Annotated in this window: 13 protein-coding genes; 7 read left to right on the top strand and 6 right to left on the bottom strand. The window is 51.2% G+C overall.

The window, feature by feature from the left end; all coding sequences use genetic code 11:
- Positions 1-840, bottom strand: coding sequence for a hypothetical protein (locus tag AC1RVX_RS27760; RefSeq protein ID WP_493219830.1), 840 nt, complete (start codon positions 838-840; stop codon positions 1-3).
- A gap of 427 nt (positions 841-1267) precedes the next feature.
- On the opposite strand from AC1RVX_RS27760, the gene AC1RVX_RS27765 reads away from it, so the two are divergent.
- Positions 1268-1462, top strand: a complete 195-nt coding sequence (locus AC1RVX_RS27765) for a hypothetical protein (protein ID WP_493219831.1) — start codon at positions 1268-1270, stop codon at positions 1460-1462.
- 54 nt (positions 1463-1516) lie between these two features.
- Here the strand turns inward: AC1RVX_RS27765 and AC1RVX_RS27770 are convergent, their stop codons facing one another.
- Together AC1RVX_RS27770 and AC1RVX_RS27775 are read right to left on the bottom strand one after the other, a co-directional pair.
- A complete protein-coding gene (locus tag AC1RVX_RS27770; RefSeq protein ID WP_493219832.1) occupies positions 1517-3244 on the bottom strand; it encodes an SH3 domain-containing protein in 1728 nt (575 codons plus the stop codon).
- A gap of 9 nt (positions 3245-3253) precedes the next feature.
- Positions 3254-3961 (bottom strand): hypothetical protein, encoded by a 708-nt coding sequence (locus AC1RVX_RS27775; protein WP_493219833.1) that lies wholly within the window; start codon positions 3959-3961, stop codon positions 3254-3256.
- Between the two features lie 260 nt (positions 3962-4221).
- On the opposite strand from AC1RVX_RS27775, the gene AC1RVX_RS27780 reads away from it, so the two are divergent.
- Positions 4222-5241 (top strand): alpha/beta fold hydrolase, encoded by a 1020-nt coding sequence (locus AC1RVX_RS27780; protein ID WP_493219834.1) that lies wholly within the window; start codon positions 4222-4224, stop codon positions 5239-5241.
- Between the two features lie 152 nt (positions 5242-5393).
- Here the strand turns inward: AC1RVX_RS27780 and AC1RVX_RS27785 are convergent, their stop codons facing one another.
- Together AC1RVX_RS27785 and AC1RVX_RS27790 are read right to left on the bottom strand one after the other, a co-directional pair.
- Positions 5394-7679, bottom strand: a complete 2286-nt coding sequence (locus AC1RVX_RS27785; RefSeq protein WP_493219835.1) for a pre-peptidase C-terminal domain-containing protein — start codon at positions 7677-7679, stop codon at positions 5394-5396.
- 934 nt (positions 7680-8613) lie between these two features.
- Positions 8614-9360, bottom strand: a complete 747-nt coding sequence (locus AC1RVX_RS27790) for an SDR family oxidoreductase (protein ID WP_493219836.1) — start codon at positions 9358-9360, stop codon at positions 8614-8616.
- Between the two features lie 548 nt (positions 9361-9908).
- Here AC1RVX_RS27790 and AC1RVX_RS27795 point away from each other — a divergent pair.
- From AC1RVX_RS27795 to AC1RVX_RS27815, 5 genes are all read left to right on the top strand, one after another.
- Positions 9909-11627: an extracellular catalytic domain type 1 short-chain-length polyhydroxyalkanoate depolymerase gene (locus tag AC1RVX_RS27795; protein ID WP_493219892.1), complete on the top strand. Its 1719-nt coding sequence runs from the start codon at positions 9909-9911 to the stop codon at positions 11625-11627.
- Between the two features lie 304 nt (positions 11628-11931).
- On the top strand, positions 11932-12261 hold the full coding sequence (locus tag AC1RVX_RS27800; RefSeq protein ID WP_493219837.1) for a hypothetical protein: 330 nt from the start codon (positions 11932-11934) through the stop codon (positions 12259-12261).
- Positions 12262-12355: 94 nt separating this feature from the next.
- Positions 12356-12679: a histone-like protein 2 gene (locus AC1RVX_RS27805; protein WP_493219838.1), complete on the top strand. Its 324-nt coding sequence runs from the start codon at positions 12356-12358 to the stop codon at positions 12677-12679.
- Positions 12680-13030: 351 nt separating this feature from the next.
- Positions 13031-13504 (top strand): hypothetical protein, encoded by a 474-nt coding sequence (locus tag AC1RVX_RS27810; protein ID WP_493219839.1) that lies wholly within the window; start codon positions 13031-13033, stop codon positions 13502-13504.
- Positions 13505-13937: 433 nt separating this feature from the next.
- The gene (locus AC1RVX_RS27815) at positions 13938-15107 is read left to right on the top strand and encodes a hypothetical protein (RefSeq protein ID WP_493219840.1); all 1170 of its coding nucleotides are present in this window, start codon (positions 13938-13940) and stop codon (positions 15105-15107) included.
- Positions 15108-15200: 93 nt separating this feature from the next.
- On the opposite strand, the gene AC1RVX_RS27820 is transcribed toward AC1RVX_RS27815, so the two are convergent.
- Entirely contained in the window at positions 15201-17111 is a 1911-nt protein-coding gene (locus AC1RVX_RS27820; RefSeq protein ID WP_493219841.1) for an ATP-binding cassette domain-containing protein, read from the bottom strand.
- Positions 17112-17194 lie beyond the last annotated feature (83 nt).

Below are 17194 nucleotides of genomic sequence, written 5' to 3' on the forward strand. Positions count from 1 at the left end.
TCATTTTGCATGCTCGTTCGCTTGCTTCGCCCATTGTGCGTAGGTGCGGTCTGCCATATTGCGTGATTCACCAAGAGCTTTGATGATTTGCTGTTGTTCCGGTGTTCCTTCCCAATGTCCGGGGATTCTGGCAAGAGTGAAAAGGACGTAGAGATTGACGCGATAGGCAGAAGGGTCTTTTTCTGGGCGAATTGCCGCAATCAGTCTGTCAATGACCGCCTTTTTGTCTTTCGCATAATCCCGAACGAGGGCATTACTGACATCTCTCCTGGTCGGGCCATTGAGTAATTCAACCAGAGAATCGCTTGTAGCAACCACCTCAGCGACAGACGAGATTTGAGGGCTGACAGCATTACTGTTTTCAGTCATGACGGCATCAAGCGCCTTGCGGCCATCTGCCCAGGTTGCCTTTTCTGATTCCTTGGCTTGTTGCTCAAGCCCTTTGAATAGTGCATCTACGATGTCAGGTGGGTAGGCGAGAATCATGACTTCACGAATTTGTATCTGGTCTTTTGTATTCCCGGAAAAGATGAGTTCTCTATTTGTCGACACGTAATTTGCTGCATCGGATCGCCATTTCCTATTTGCTTCAAATTCAGCTTGTGATTGCGCGCGCTGATTTTGACCAGTTTGTTGAGCAAGTTCTTTTTCTTTTTGAGAGGAAGAAATAGCGACCCCGCTCAAGGAGACAATAATGGCAGCCAAAGAAATTGCCGCCGTAATCAATGTCGTTGAATTTCTATATAGAAAATCTTCGTCTCGTTTTGCCCGTTTTTCTTCAAGCTCAAGCTTACGTACTTCCAATAGATACATAGCGCTGTTTAATTCGTCCTCAGTCATACAGATAACTCCAGGGCAGATGTAAGATTTCTTAAAGTGTTGTCTATTGGTAAATTAAACCAGTATTAAAAATATGGCAATATTAAATTTAGTTTTTCAGGCGATAAAGTTTTTGGGTGTTGTTTGTGTGGGTGTTTTGAGCCAGGGCTAGGGACGCACGTATTTCTAGATTCAACTGCTTAACTGAATTAATCCAGTTCAGTTAATTTCACTTAGCTTGTGATTTTCCAGAAACTTCAAGAAAGTTTTCGTGTGCATCGGATGCATTTGTATTGCAGCAAGAAAGAACGTCTGGCCAGCGCAAAGCATGCGCTGGCAGGATAGGTAGCGATTTAATGAGCGCTTATTGCATCGTATTTTTAGGTGCTGCATCACAACCCATTGATCTCAGGTTGCTTTCTATCGCCATCTGCAAAAAGAAAAAGGCATGCAACTCGGCCAGCCTGTCACCTGTGGCATGCACCACGGCAAACCCGTCAGCGCCTTGCGCCTGTGTTTAGGGGCAAGGCATATTGTTGCCGCTATCCAGAAAAATCAGGCTGGCAACATCATTGCAGCGGCATTGACGTTGCTGGATGAGGTGCAGCGGGAGATGGTGGAGCGGAGTAAAGTGACGGTGTGAGTATTGATAGCACGATGCAAGCTGTCGCTTGCATCGTGTGATTGAATTTCATCATCAGCAGCCACATCCATACATAAATGTATCGCTGCCCAATACCTTCCATGCGCCGTTGATATTGACCAGTACCAGGCGATACCAGCGGTCGTCTGTTGTGGTGGTACCACCCAGGTCACCTGGACCTTTTCCCTGTCCTTCCCAGACTGCTATATCGGGAATGCCGTCGCCGTTCAGATCGTAGTGTAAATAGGTGCCACCGATAAAGCCAGTTTTTTCACGACTAAGCTTCATAGGTATTTCCGTGCGCTTGACCATGTCTGTAGGTAATGGAGTCGTGGTATAGAAAGCATATAAACTGCCTGAAAGATTGTTTTTCAATATAGCTTGCCGACCGACGCGACTATAGTGTTTGTAACGGCTGGTGTCATCATTAAAGTAGTTCCATATACTATTGCTGGCATCACCGAATGCAAAGCCAGGTGCAAAGCCTGCACATTCTTCTTCATCGACGTCGCGCCACAAGACTTCAGTCCCGCGCATCACGCTGGCCTTAGCTTGCAATCTTCCGTCGCGGAACAACTGGACGCGTTGTACTGACTTCACAAGCACTTGTGTGCGAGATAACATATCGTACAGCCCGGCATAACCCATTTCCTCACCATTTTTCGGTGGGCGACGAGGGCTTACCAATTGGCGAAAGATAATGTCAAAGCGACCACTAGCTTGTTCAGCTGATGAATCGGGTGGTGCCAGTTCTGCCTCACTGCGAAATAATGAGGGCTGCACTTTAGGGAATTCCAACTCACGCAGTAACCGGAAAATATGACCCATATTATCGCCATCACTGGAAGAAGATGTGTCGAATTCCGAAAGTCTTATTGCAGTTTTCAGTTCTTCAGCGACACGATCGGTTTGATCTTCACGTCGCGAGACTTCATCGGGAACTTTTTTTCCCTGTGCTCGCAACTTGATTGATTCCCTGATTAGCACAAGATCTTGCGTAGCCTTGCGCTTGATCTCTTGCCAATCCGCAAACGGTTCCGGTTTCTTCCCTTTTATTCCAAGCGCCAGATGCGCTTTCATTTTTTCCAGTGCTTCATCACGTGGCCATGGGCCCTGTGGAAGTATCTCGGGATGTTTGGATTTTAGGTAAGTAGCGTAATCTTCCAATGCTTGCCAGCTTGGTTCCAGCCAGAAAGCACGTACAGGATCATAGGCGCTGGATGGTGCGGCATCTGCAGAACGGTATCCGCGCACATTCGCAACCACGGTCGGCGTGGTCGCCAGATAGCGGCAGGCCGTATAGCCAGGTGCACCGCTAGCGGGTTGAACCTCGCAATAGCCGCTGCCTGGTTCTTCACGCACTAATTTTACTACTGTGTTCAGCGCCAATCTGCTGATAACAGGCGCATCCGCGCGCGGTGCTTCACGCAAGGTCAGGCCGGTGCCACTGACCCAGCGCTGTGCTGCATCAATCCCACCTTCGCCCGCCTTGGGCCGGGCGATACGTGTGGCACTCAGGTATTTGCAGGCGACATATCCATATTGTCCTTCGCCTTCAATCATACAGAAACCGTCATATTCGTTCTTGTCTTTCAGAATCAGCTCGGCACCCCGTTGCAACGTGCCAATGACTTTTTTTTCCAGATTCGGCCCCTGCCGCACTCGCAAATCATCGACCATAACCCAACGCGGTGGTTGCTGTGGAACCTGGGCGTAGGCACTTGCCTGCATCAATATGGACAGGGTAAAGGCAGCGACTGCCATGAAGGGTTGTAATTTCATCACTGTCATTTATTGCATCGTATTTTTAGGCGCCGCATCACAGCCCATTGATTTCAGGTTGCTTTCTATCTCACGCTTGTTGCGTGTCAGTTCATCCATGGCACTGCCCTGGCCGCCGGTGCGTTGGGCGCTTTGGACGGATGCCAGTTGTTTGCGTACCTCATCACACATTGTCTTGGTGCGTGCGGCATCGGCGCTGGCGCGTTTGGCGGCATCTGCCGGGCTTTCGCCCTGGGTGGCTTTGCGTTCTGCCGCTTGTGTGCGTTTAGCCGGGTCTTCTGGGACAGGGGCTGTACCAAACTTGCGTTCGTTTTCTTTTTCTGCCATGCAGTCGTTTTCTATGCGGGCGCGAATGTCGAGGGCATTGCCGCGCTGGGCATAGACATCTGCAATCACTCTGCGGCGTTCTGCTGTCGTTGCTTCGTTCATTAATTTGTCTTGCTGGGCACCACCTTCACGCATCCAGATTATTTTTTTGGCTTCTTCACCGCGTTGCACACAACTGGCGTCCAGCGGTGGTTTGTCCGTCGGTGCGCTTGTCACAGCCTTGCCGATGATCTTTTCTTTTTGCCCATTCTCGCAAGGCTTGTCCTGGTAGCTGCTGCCACAACGGTACATTTTTTGTGCTATTGCCTGGCCGGGCAAGGCGCTGCCAGCCATTATTAACCAGACTTGCAGCAGCAAGGGGGCGAGCAGGCTAAGGGGGCGAATACGCATGTTGGCATACCTGTGGAGGTGGATATGAAGACGTAACTTTAGCATTCTGTACTGGCAAATGGGGCGTTGACAGGGGCGAAAAGTGCAGCGCATACGTCAAATGCGGGGCTTTGATAAAATAACAACCCTCGTGGAGGAGGTCAGATGATGCTCATCCTTGCTTGACATGTGTTTGATTTTTGGATGATAATCAACATCTATAAGATGATGGCTGACATCTAAATAATTCGACATCAATCCTTTAACAGGAGTAAATGATCGTGAACAGAGCAAGCAACGCAGTGGAAGACATGGGCGATGTGGCAGAGGCAGATAACAAGACGGAAGCCTTGTTGACCGCATTTGAAGCCATGGCAGAACACCATTATGTGGATAGTGACGGCGTGCGTATCCATTACGCAGCCATGGGACAGGGGTCATTGCTGGTGTTGTTACATGGCTTTCCTGATCATTGGCTGGGTTGGTGGCAGGTCATGGCGGATTTGTGTAGTGATCACCGCGTGGTCGCTTTGGATTTGCGTGGTTATCACCTCAGTGACGCGCCGACAGATTTGCAAGCCTATGCGCCCGTCAAACTGGTGGCTGATGTGGCTGCTGTCGTAAAACGTGAAGGCGTGGACAAGGCGACATTGATAGGGCATGACTGGGGTGGCTTCATTGCCTGGCATGCCGCGATGCAGGCACAGCCGTGGCTGGAAAGATTGATCGTGCTGAACATGCCGCACCCCTGGGCTGTCGCACGCGAGCTGAGTAATAACCCGCGGCAGCGTGTTGCCAGTGATTATGTGCGCATGTTCCGGCAACCACAATCGCATACACAGTTGCCGCTGTCACGCCTTGGTGCATGGATCAAAGACCCGGCTTTCAAACGCCGCCATAACCAAGCCATGGCGAAATCCAAGCTGGAAACCATGCTGCATTATTACCGCGTCAACTGGCCAGCAGAGCCGTATTTCATGCCGGGCGGCATGCCACCCAAAGTGATCGTGCCCACCTTGTTGATACATGGCATGGACGATCCTTATGCCTTGCCCGCCGGTCTGAATGATGTCTGGCAATGGGTGGACCATGAATTGAGCATACAAACCATTCCCGGTGCCGGTCATTTTATTCAGCATGACAATGCACCACAGGTAGTGCGTATCGTCCGCACATGGCTGCACCAGCATATTAGCCGCAGCGATCAGCAAACCACCGCATTTCCAAACAAGAAAATGCATTCAATTTACGCGCCAGGTGAAACAGGGGCTGTCGCTGGAAGCGACACCTTATCTGCGTGAGGGGGGCCGATAAAATTCAGTCGGGTGCTGCCGCAAATAGATAGCAGAAAAAGAAATAAGGTTCCAGGCAAAACCTGGAACCTTATTTGCTACAGCTTACAACAAACAACTTATAAATTACAGCAAGTTCAAGACATCACATAGTCCATCACTTAATCCGTGGCAACCAAAGAAACGCCGCTGATAGTGGCATAGGCTCTCACCATGACGTAATACGTACCGGCAGTGGGGGAAGTGATAGTGATGCTTTCGCTGTTGGTGGTGCCATTGGATCTTTGCAGATACGACGTGGTCGTTGGTGCGGATCCCAGTTTCACATACAGATCAGCGTCCCCAGTACCACCGCTGGTTTTAAACGTCACCGAAGACTTGCCAGCAGGTACGTCGAAGGTATACACCGCGGATGCACCTGTTGCCAGGCTGATGCCGGTGACCGGTACACCATTACCCAACACATTACCCGAGGTGCCAGTCTGGTAGCTGGCCACCAGGTTGATACCGCTGGAAGCGGTATAGCCATTCAGCAAGACATAATACGTGCCTGCCGTTGGGGATGGGATGCTGATGGTTTCAGTGCTGGTGTTGCCGTCTGATTTTTGCAGATAAGTTGTGGTTGTTGGTGTGGAACCCAGTTGCACATACAGATCAGCGTCCCCTGTACCGCCCGTTGTTTTGAACGTCAGATTAGTGGCACCAGTCGGTACAGAGAATGTATAGACCAGGTTACCGCCGGTAGCGACAGACAGGCCAGTGACTGCAACATCCTTGGTCAGGGTATTGGGTGGTGGTGGCGTTGTTGAACCCATGGCAGACGCAAAATTTGCCATGTTCAGACTGCCATAACCACTGGCATAATCCCAGCCTGCCTTGGCACTGTAACCGCCATTGCTGCCAGATGTGACGTCATGGAACATGCCTGGTGTGCTGGCAGCTTTTTGGTAAATCGCTGCAGCAGGGAAGGGCAGGCTGTTATTGTTCATCGACTGCACACGTGCCCAAAAGCCGGTGAAGATCGGTGCTGCCAGACTGGTACCACCGATCTGCTGGTTGGAACCGTTGACAATCACCAGTGCACCACTGGCCGGGTCAGCATTGAATGAAATATCTGGCGCGCCGCGTTTGGTAGAAGACCCCAAAACGCCTGCAGCAGTTTGCCAGCTAGGTGCTGATTCCGTCAGGGATGGACCGCCACCAGCGCCACCGTTGGCGCTTTGCTGACAGCTGGATGCTGACGTGCAAGACCAGACCGATTCAGATACCCAGGTCGTACCCGACGTATTGAGCAAAGTACCGCCCACCGAGATCACATACGGTGATACCGAAGGATAGCCTTGCGATGTACCGGGGCCGCCACATTCATAAGCGCCCGAATCACCGGACGAAACCGAGAAGGTCTGGCCCTGTGCAACAGCGGTCTGGAAGATCTGGTCATTACTGGCCATGACACCAGAATTTTGTGCATCGGTTTCGCATTCACCCAAAGACACATTGATGGCCTTGGCCACGTTGTCGGTGACAGCGCGGTTATAGGCAGCAGTGATGTCGGCATCGTTGAGTGTGGTTGCTGTGTACAGGATCATTTTCTTGATCGTGCCACCGGCAGTTGCCAGCGCATCCTGGGTATCCATATTCCATTCACCCACACCGGCAGTGTCAGTGCTGGCAGAGCCGATGGTGACGGTCTGCACGTTCACGGCTGGATAACCGGCACGGCTGGTGAAGGTGTTCAGGTCAGCAATCGTTTGCGTCATACTGCCTTGAGTAATGATGCCTATCGTTGCGTTCACTGCGCTAGGCAAACCGCTGGCGTTGTAGATGGCAGAAAACTCGGTAGGATTATGCCCTGTGCTGGCCAGCGTATTCGCGTTGGGGCGGACCAGATGTGTGTGGTAGGTGTGCAAATCTTGCAGACCATGCACGGCCAACACCGTATCCGACAACGATTGCGGTATCTGTGCGTCACTCAGGTTGACGTGCACTGAACGCCCCCCTACCGAATAGGTATGCAGATCGGTATTGAAGGCTGTTTTTACCGTTGCGGCTGAACCGTCAGCGCTGACCAGCGTGCGGTTGTCTGACACAGTGATATTGACGAAACCGCTGCTTTTCAAATGGTCAACCACTGCCTGCACCTGGGCTGCTGTTGGTGCATAGCGCGCCATGAAATCTGCACTGGAAATGGGTTTGACATTTTTACCGTTCATGATGCCCGTGGTCAGGGTATCAAGATCAGTCTTGTTGCGCAGTTTAAGTGCCACCACCACATGCGTGGGCGAACCCGATTGCATGAGCGTGGCGACTGATGATGTCGCCACGGTGGTTGGTATCCGGGTGGCCTTGGTTGCCGTCGGCGCCCATTGTGCCTGGGCAGCGCCGCACAGCATGGACAATGCTAGCGAGACACCTGATAGTAGTTTTAAATTACCGCTGATACGCATTACTTTCTCCTTGTTTTTTTGATGCGAAGAATATGACCGGCACCGTTTTAGCGATGCCGGCCAAGCTCAGTACACCCACCCCCGATGTTGTTGGAATCCGGGACGGGTATGTAGATCAAAACTGTGTGTAAGCACCGCTTTGACCCTCCCCCATATGAACATCCAGACAAGCCAGCATTTGATCAATGACTGACTTGCCTTTCCGCTCCGACTTGCCATACCAGTCATTGATCAAATTCCTGGCATTGCAATTTTTTAGGCAATAGTTATCCCACTCGCAGGTGAAGACGCCTGCAAGACTATTGGCACTGCTTAAGTTAAATACAATTCGTTAAGTACAATTCAGAGACAATTCAGCGACAAATAAATGACAATCAGGCGGCAATTAAGCGGCAAAATAAAGCGACCGGAAAGCTGCCTGTAAGAAATATGTCGTTTTGTAACAAAGGCCGATTATTAACATTGTTTAACAATATGTCAAAAATTATAAGCAGTTGCGATTTGGTAAACATTCTCTATTTTTTTCCTTGATTTTTAAGAAAATGTGTTTCTTTATAGACAAAAAATGGCATTTTCATGGTAGGAATGAAATGTTTTTATGAGGCAAAGTGGTTGTGAAATTGCAACAATGCTTATGGGAATCTTGCTTTTTTTAAAAAACAAGAAAATGGGTCTTGATGTAGATAGGGCAGAAATAAGGGCGAAAGTCAGCTTGCTGAATGCACTGGGGCAGTGCACAAAGCGGCAATTAGACACGGCTTGATGCTGAGAAGGCGATGCTGACGAGGCGATGTTTGTCCGAAATAATATGCTGGACATAAATCGACGGCTAAATTTTCCTCCTTTTCCCCTCCCTTTCAAGGGGGAGTCAGGATAGGGACGGGTTTCGGTTAACTGCTTAAGAACCTGTTTGACGGCAGGCTATTTCCCTCGCTTATCGCCCACCCGATACATCCACAAAGCTGCCGGTGATATACGACGCTGCATCGCTCAACAAAAAGCATATGGCTGCTGCCACTTCCTCGGGCGCGCCACCACGTTGCATGGGGACGCCGCTTTTCAGTCTTTCCACCCGGTTGGCTTCGCCACCATCAGCATGCATGGTGGTGTAGATCAGGCCGGGTCGCACGCAGTTGACACGTATGCCTTCATTCGCCACTTCCAGTGACAGACCCTTGGTCAGGGTATCAATGGCACCCTTGGTCGCTGCATAATCAATGTATTCATTCGGCGAACCCAGCCGTGCCGCAGCCGACGACACATTGACGATGGCACCACCTTTGCCGCCATGCCTGCCTGACATACGTTTGACCGCTTCACGACAGCACAGAAAATAGCTGGTGACATTGGTGCTGAATAGACGGTTGATGCGTTCAGCCGTCAAATCTTCCAGCCGGCATTGCTGCATCAACATACCGGCGTTATTGACCAGTGCATCCAGCTTGCCCAGTTGCTGATCCAGCCCGGCAAACAGGCGCACGACTTCGGTCTCAATGGCGACATCGGCCTGTATCGCAATGGCAGTGCCACCTTGTGCAAGTATGTCTTGCACGACTTGCTGTGCAGCGTCGTGATTGTGCAGATAGTTGATGCACACTGCATAACCGGCGGCCGCCAGTTGTTGCGCTGTGGCAGCACCAATACCACGGCTGCCACCGGTAACCAATGCGACTTTTTTCATGGCTTTTTTTTTCCTTGTTTTGTACATCAGATTTTGCACGTCAATCATGCAGGAAATATCTCATGCTGAAACGGTAACAGGGGTGAAGATTTTTCACCGGTAAGCCGGGAACAGTAGGGTCTTTGGTATGCTCTTTTTTGCTAACCAAATGTGCAGATTTGCACAGACGATTCAACAAATATCGTAAAAATACAGTGTATCTTGTATTTGGAAATTAGTGATTTTCTCTGATTTCAACCTGCACAGGTCCGCATCTGTTTTTCCCAAAAATTCAGATGCTAAACCAAAAAAACAGGAGACAAAAACTTCAAAGGCTTTATTTTTCGGCTCAATTTTTTTGAGCCGGTGTACTTGCGCGCGTCACCAAAAAACAATACCAGAAAATAGCAAAGGGCAAGACTGCAGAACTGAAACACATCAGCCTCATCCGGGCAGGTGATGTCAGTAATCGAGTTGCGCTTCCTTACCGGGAAAAATTGCTCCTGCCGTAGTCGCTTCAGCTTACATATAAAATATAACGGAGACATTCAATGAACCATATCAAGACCATGCTGCAGGCCGTCATGCTGATCGCCTGCTCGTTGCTAACCAGCCTGACTGCTCACGCAGTGACTGCCGGGCCAGGTAGCTGGAGTACCCAACAAACCTGGGCTGCCGACAGCGTCAACGGCGGTAACCTGACAGGTTATTTTTATTGGCCAGCCGCACAACCAACGCTGGCAGGCAAGCGTGCCCTGGTGCTGGTGCTGCACGGTTGCACCCAAACCGCATCTGGCGATGTGATCGATAAAACCAGCGACAAGGGCTTTAACTGGAAAGCAATGGCCGAGCAATACGGTGCCGTCATCCTGGCCCCCAATGCCACCGGCAATGTCTACAGCAATCATTGCTGGGATTATGCCAATACCACCCATACCCGCAGTGCGCCAGGGCATGATGCAATTTTGCTGGATCTGGTCAACCGCTTTGTCAGTGATCCGCAATATGCTATCGACCCTAACCAGGTGTACGTCACCGGCCTGTCGTCTGGCGGTGGTGAAGCCATGGTAATGGCTTGCCTGGCACCGGATGTGTTTGCCGGTGTTGGCATCAATGCGGGGCCGCCACCAGGCACCACAACCGCGCAGATCGGCTACGTGCCATCCGGCTATACGGCCACAACGGCAGGCAATAATTGCCACGCCATGGCAGGCAGCAATGCCACAAAATTCGCTACCCAGATTGCCGGTGCCGTCTGGGGCACCAGCGACTACACGGTGGCGCAAGCCTATGGCCCCATGGATGCCGCAGCCATGCGCCTGGCCTATGGCGGCAGTTTTACCCAGGGCAGCAGCGTGACGATACCTACCGGCGGCACCAATATCCCCTATACCGATGCCAATGGCAAACTCCGCACGCATGAAATTACTGTCAGCAGCATGAGCCATGCCTGGCCTGCCGGCAGCGGTGGTCAGAACAGTCACTATGTCGATAGCACCAAGATCAACTATCCGGTGTTTTTGATGGATTTCTGGTTCAAAAATAATATGCGTGCATCTACCGTACCTGCACCTGTTGTCAGCGCCTGTTCCAGCTCGGGCATCACCGCCACCAGTGCCACCATCAACGGTGCTGCTACGGCTAGCGGAAGCATTGCCAGCTACACCGTTACCCTCAGCGGCCCCACCAGCATCAACGATACGGCAGCAGGCAGCGGTAGCAGCTTCACCAAAAGCTATAACCTGACCAGTGGTTATTACGTGGGTACAGTCAATGCTACCGACAACCTGGGTCAGGTATCGGCCAATTGCACTATCCCGCAATTTTTGGTCGGCACTGCACCTGTGATACAGCCACCAACGGGCTTGAGCGCAGGCACAGTCACTGCCACCAGCGTAAGCCTGAGCTGGAATACAGTCAGCGGCGCAACGGGGTATAACCTGTATCGCAATGGTACAAAAATCACTACATCCCCGGTCAGCACCACCAGTTACACTGCTACCGGCCTGACGGCCAGCACCAGCTATAACTTTGCCGTTTCTGCACTGGGTAGCAGCGGCGAAAGCGCACTCTCTGCCGCCATCAGCGTCACCACAGCATCCAGCTGGACATGCAGCACCACCAGCGCCAGCAATTATGCCCACGTACAAGCCGGGCGCGCACATGACAGCGGTGGCTATGCACTGGCCAATGGCTCTAACCAGAATATGGGGCTGGACAACCTGTTTTATACCCAAACCCTGGCACAGACAGCAGCAGGCTATTACGTTATAGGCAATTGCCCGTAATGTGATTGCTTAGGGGGCAGGAACAGGCAGGTTTGTTCCTGTCCAAAAAACAAAACGACGCCATGCATGAGCATGGCGTCGTTTTTTTGTGTTCCTACGCGCGTAACGCATGAGGAACCCATTCGGTTGACAAGCCTGATGTCGTTTAGAACAACAACACTAAGCCACATGCACTGTGGTTTTTTGCGTCAACGCAGATGTGCCGGCTGGCGTTTTTGGCTTACGTAGGCTGACTACGGAAAGCAAACAAAGCAACACTAAGCAAGACAAAGCAAATTAACCCAAATACGAATAGGAAATTATCATGAACAAACTGATCACCGCCATTATCGCTTCCACCGTTCTGATGGGTAGCGCATTTGCACAAACACCAGCCAGCGCATCTGCCAGTGCTACTGCCAAACCTGCATCCGCAGCCGCAGCAGCCAGCGTTGCCAAATCTGCCCCGGCAGCTAAAGTAACGGCTGCTCCGGCATCTGCGACGGCATCAACACCAGCAGCTGAGACCAAACCAGCAGCGTCGACAACAGACAAACCAGTAAAACATACAAAACATGTAAAACACGCAAAAAAAGAAGTAAAGAAAGATGAAGCAAAACCAGCATCTGCTTCAGCACCAGCCGCTTCGAAATAAGTCGTTATCTGTAACTAGCATGTACACCGGCAGCACAAATGCTGCCGGGTAAAAAAAGTAAATTAAATCGCTCATACAATTGAAGGAAAATATCATGAACAAACTTATCACCGCCCTGATCGCTTCTACCGTTTTGATGGGTAGCGCATTTGCACAAACACCAGCCAGCGCATCTGCCAGCGCTACTGCCAAACCTGCATCTGCAGCCGCAGCAGCCAGCGTTGCCAAATCTGCCCCGGCAGCCAAAGTGACTGCAACATCGGCTTCTGCGACAGCATCAACACCAGCAACTGAAACCAAACCAGTGGCAACAGAAAAAGCAACAAAGCACGAAAAAGCTACCAAGCACACTAAAAAAGAAGCGAAGAAAGATGAAGCAAAACCAGCTTCTGCTTCTGCACCAGCTGCTTCGAAATAAGTCGTCATCGTAACTAGAACTCATTTCATAAATAGGGGTGAGATGCGTTTGTCTCATAACGTGGGCTGGCAAGGCGGACGAGGCAGTCAATAGCGGGTCTATTGACAACGAGTCCAACGCAGTCCAGCACGCGTTATGAGGCAAACCCTTCGGGAGCTGACGATTCGGGCGCATTGCTACGTTGCGCCGCTTGCTAAGGCACCAGCCTTAGCTGCGCGACGACGCCTTGCACTGCATCCCGAATCGCCTTGCTCGCACTCATCCCTATTTATGAAATGAGTTCTAGCATGTACACCGGCAGCACAGATGCTGCCGGGTAAAAAAACACTCACACAATTGAAGGAAAATAACATGAACAAACTTATCACCGCCCTGATCGCTTCTACCGTTTTGATGGGTAGCGCATTTGCACAAACACCGGCAGCAACACCAGCTAAAGCAGCGCCAGCAGCAACACCAGCAGTGGTAGCAACAACTGCCGCACCTGCGACACCTGCCACCACCACTGCACCAGCAAAAGTGGTAACAACTACCGCCATGGCAGCAACCGTCACACCAACGGCAACTACGTCCGTCGCCCCTGTTACCCCTGCGACGCCTGCTACTGCAGAAGCCAAGACAGTGACAACAGAAAAAACAGCAGCGAAACATGAAAAGCATGCCAAACATGTTGCCCACGCAAAATTGGCCAAGGACAAGGCTGATGTCAAAGCCGAAGCCAAGACCGATGTCAAACCAGAAGCGAAAGCCGAAGTGAAAGCTGGCACCAAAGTCGCAGCAGCAGGAACAAGTGCCGCCAAGACAACAGCACCAGCAGCAAGATAAGTTTTGCAACGCGTTACCGCAATTGATTACAGTAATTGATTACCGCAAGCTGAGTTAAAGAAACGACACCCAGTCACTAGAGACTGGGCGTCGTTTTTCCTTTATAGGCTGCAACTGGTCAGTGTCCCTCTGATGATATTCAAGGCAGATCACCATTCAGGTGAAAGCACAGGAATACATCCTCTCGGTTTTTCCGAAGCAGTATTTCCTTGGGCGAAACTTTTTTTGATAGAATGCCAGCGCACCTTGGCGTGGTGTTCTGTCTTTGCCATGCGACGGGTGTTGATATAAATGGTATAGGACTTACGCAAAATCGTCCCAGCAAGGCGCAGCGACGAAGACAGTACGAATAGTACGGCAAGGAGCTGTAACACAGCTGGGGCGGTTTTGCGTAAGTCCTATGGTATCTTTCCCATCATTCGGAGTTAGTCCAATGGCTTTGCGTTCCGTAAAAGCAGCGATTCTGGTTTTTGCCACAACTCTGGCGATGCATGCTTCAGCCATCACCCAGCCAAGTGCAGAACAATTGCAAGCCTATTTGCATAAACAGGTGGATACTGAAAACAGTTACTTCGTCGTGCCGATACTGCCTACCGAAAACTCCAACAGGCTGGCGCATATCATGCTCGACAGTTTGTGGAAAGATGCCGCATACCGCGACAATATGCGTGCCTGGCTCACCCAAAATCAAGCCAGTGTGATCGAAGATTTACTGGCACTATGGCATGAACATTACCATAAAGCCTTCATCGACAGCCTGGACTTGCTTAACGATGACACCATCAAGCTGCTGTGGCGACTGCACCGGACCAACGCCATGTACGCCATGGACCGCCAACAGTGCCGCACCCGCACTGAAGCGCAGGTTGCCGATATAGTCAGGGCTGAAACCGACAAGCTCATCATCGCACAATTCGACAAATTGGCGACGGCCTTGCCCAAGGCATTGACAGGCGAGTTTGCCCGCCAGAACACCCCGCGTTCAGGTGACAGATCTGATTCCACCGTGATCGCCAAGGTCGCCATGAAAACCTTTGCCACCGTCGCCAAAGAATGGCCAGAAGAAGATAAAAAGCGTATCGAAGGTCGTTTCTCTTATGGTTACCAATCATCCACGCCACAAGAACTGTGCGAGACTATCTGGGTGACCAGCCGCGCCATTTACGACAGCTATATCGAAAAACCCAATGCCATGCTGTCAGCCTCCACACTCAGGTTAAGTGTAGTCAAATCTGTCTATCAAAAAGCGCTGGTCCAGGACGATGCCCCAGGTGGGGCGACGCAACCTGCCGTACAGGGTTTTACGCCAGGCAGGGCAGTTATTTATTATCCAAAAATATTTAATAACAAGAACGTCAACGGCTCCACCACCTACAAAATAGCGGTTGATGACAAAGGCAAAGTCACCCAGGTGACGCAGACTGCCGGTGGCGTCAAACCGCCATCGCTCACCAGTGTCGATGGCACGGTTTTTTCAACCGACACCATGCTGTTGCGCATAGCTGAAAACTATTTCCGCAATGGCTCTTTTGTACCCAAAACGGTTGATGGCAAACCCGCCTCTTACACATTCAGCCTGGGATTTACCTGGAGCTGGGATTAATTTCCTTGGTTTTGAAGACATAAAAAAACGACGCCCGCTTAATGCGCGGCGTCGTTTTTTTATTCCTGCCAAAGTGATGTGGCCAGTGCTACATCAGCCCTTGCTTCTCGCTTCTATCACTTCCCATTTTTCCAGCGCTTCCAGCAATTGCTCATCAATTTCAGCATGGCGTGCATTCAATTGATTCGCCTGGTCAGGGCCGTTTTTATACAGATTGGCATCGGCCAGTTTTTCAGTGATCGATGCTTGCTCGGCTTCCAGTGCAGCAATCAGCTTGGGCAATTCTTCCAGTTCACGCTGTTCTTTATAGCTGAGTTTTTTCGGCTTGGCGGCTGCCGGTGCACTCATGCTTGATACAGCGGCCACGGCTGGCTTTTGTTCAGCCTTGCTGGCCTTGACCGCTGGCACGGTGCTGCGATAGCGTTCCCAATCGGTATAGCCACCGATAAATTCACGCCACTGGCCTTCGCCTTCAGCAACAATAACCTGTGTCACCACATTGTCCAGGAAGGTACGGTCATGGCTGACCAAAAAGACGGTGCCAGTATATTCTTCCAGCAATTCTTCCAGCAGTTCCAGCGTATCAATATCCAGATCATTGGTCGGTTCATCCAGCACCAGCACGTTCGCCGGTTTAGCAAACAGGCGCGCCAGCAACAGGCGATTACGCTCACCACCAGACAATGATTTAACCGGCGACCGTGCACGCTCTGGCGCAAACAAAAAGTCACCCAGATAAGACATCACATGCTTGCGCTGGCCATTCACTTCTACCCAGTCACTACCGGGGGCAATGGTATCTGCCAGGCTGGCTTCTTCATTCAGTTGCGCACGCATCTGGTCAAAGTAAGCGATCTGCAATTTGCTGCCTTGCTTGATGGTGCCGCTGTCAGGTTCATCCTGCCCCAAAATCAGTTTCAGCAATGTCGTTTTACCGGCACCGTTCTGACCAATCAGACCCACCTTGTCGCCACGCAAAATAATGCTGGAGAAATCGTCGATGATGACCTTCTCGCCAAAGCGCTTGCTGACGTTTTCCAACTCCGCCACGATCTTGCCAGAACGTTCACCTGAGCTCACATCCAGCTTGACCTGGCCTTGCTGATCACGACGGGCAGTGCGTTGCAGGCGCAATTGTTCCAGACGCTTGACGCGGCCTTCATCACGCACGCGGCGGGCTTTAACACCCTTGCGTATCCAGATTTCTTCCTGCGCCAAAAACTTGTCAAACTTGGCGTTTTCAACTTCTTCGTTTTCCAGCAAATCTGCCTTGCGCGTCTGGTAAGTCGTAAAATTGCCAGGGAAAGAAGTCAGCTTGCCACGGTCCAGCTCAATGATGCGGGTGGCCACGTTATCCAAAAAGCTGCGGTCATGGGTGATGAACAGCACGCTGCCTTTAAAGTCTTTCAGCAAACCCTCCAGCCATTGTATGGATGAGAAATCCAGATGGTTGGTTGGTTCATCCAGCAGCAAGACATCCGGCGCACTGACCAGCGCACAAGCCAGGGCCACACGCTTTTTCATACCGCCCGACAGCGTACCCATGATGGCGTCTTTGGACAGGTTCAGCTTGTCCAGCGTGGTTTCCACCTTGTTGCCCAGGCTCCAGGCGTCAGCCGCATCCAGTTGCACCTGGATGTCATGCATGCGTTCCATCAAGGCATCATCATTGTCACCGCCAAACTGACCGGTCAGCGCTTCATATTCCTGCAACAGGGCAGGCAATTCACCCAAGCCAGAAGCCACCGCATCAAACACGCTAAGGGTCTGGTCAAACTGCGGCTCTTGCTCAACATACGCAATCTTGATGCCTTGCTGCATCACCAGCAGCCCATCATCAATCTTGGACGTGCGGGCAATAATTTTCAGTAGCGAAGACTTGCCGGTGCCATTACGCCCGATCAAACCAACCCGCTCGCCTGCTTCTATGGAAAACTCTGCATGATCAAGCAGAGCAACGTGACCGAATGCCAATTGGGCATCGCTTAATGAGATAACTGCCATAAAACCCTGTGAAACCGGCATCAACAAGATGCGCGGACATAATTAGAGAAAAGCAGTATTGTACGCTAGGGCGGCACTTAAAC

The sequence above is a fragment of the Undibacterium sp. GW821-FHT11B02 genome (genome assembly GCF_058808955.1).